The sequence below is a fragment of the Staphylococcus sp. EG-SA-2 genome, assembly GCF_017152085.1.
Map to the genome: position 1 here is coordinate 1 of NZ_JACYHC010000858.1, position 1,120 is coordinate 1,120.

1 pseudogene is annotated in these 1,120 nt (G+C 26.2%); it reads left to right on the forward strand.

Annotated features, from left to right (window positions below):
• Positions 1-696: 696 nt before the first annotated feature.
• Positions 697-996: pseudogene (locus IDG60_RS15315) on the forward strand (SMEK domain-containing protein); the annotation flags it as partial.
• Positions 997-1,120 lie beyond the last annotated feature (124 nt).

The following is a 1,120-nucleotide window of genomic DNA, read 5'->3' on the forward strand; positions in this document are numbered from 1 at the left end:
GTTAAACTAAGAGGTTAGGCGATTTTATTGTGACAAGAGACTGAAGAGCTTTTAGTAAATAATTTAAATTAAAATAATTAAACTTTATGAAAATGGTAAGCCTAGAAACGAAATTATACGAGAATATGATCTAACATCATTAACTTTCTCAAATTAGATAAAACAAAACCAAAATACTGAGTCATTCAATCATCAAGACATTTTAACAAGTGATGAAAAAGAGTTAATAAAATTACGCAAAGAAAAACATCGATTGATAATGTAAAATGATGATTTAAAGCAAGCAGTGCTAATTTTGAGACAAAAAATGAAGTCTTTCAACAAAATGCGTATCAATATTCAGTATCAGCAATGTGCAAAGTTCTAAAAATTTCAAGAAGTACCTATTATGATTCTAAAAAAGGAGAATATTACAACTAGATACAAAAAGCCTCAATCACAACCAAGTAACTAAAACGTAAAAATTAATTAGATTAATTATTATCTGCATAACAAATGACCATATACATCAACTAGAGACAGACTATTTAATCATTTACAATGTCCTATTCGTTTTAGACCATGTTCAAATGAATAGTGTTTATAAAATGTTGACACTGTAGTGGCATATTGTAAATTAAATATTATTATGTGATCATTTTGTTTAAATATTAGTTATAAGAAGTGAAATATTCATTTTAAAAGGAGACTTAAAACTTGAAACGATCAACGAATCAAGAAAAATTTCTTGATACACTAATTAGACTTAATACTAAGATTGAAGAACTAGGAAAGATAAATATTTTAAATAATCATATATATTCCGAATATTTTTTTAGAGACCTGTTAAATATTGTATATGGGTATTCACTTGAGAATCATAATAAAAAACAAAAAAATGCACCAGCATTTGATCTTATAGATAATACGAATAAAATTATTATTCAAGTTACCGCAACGTGTAAAAAGCAAAAAATAGAGGACACTCTAAAAAAAGAGTATTTAACAAATAAAATAGTCAAGTCCAGACTCCTGTGTAAAATGCTATACAATGTTTTTACCATTTCTACTTATCAAAATTGATGTATTTTCTTGAAGAATAAATCCATTCATCATGTAGGTCCATAAGAACGGCTCCAAT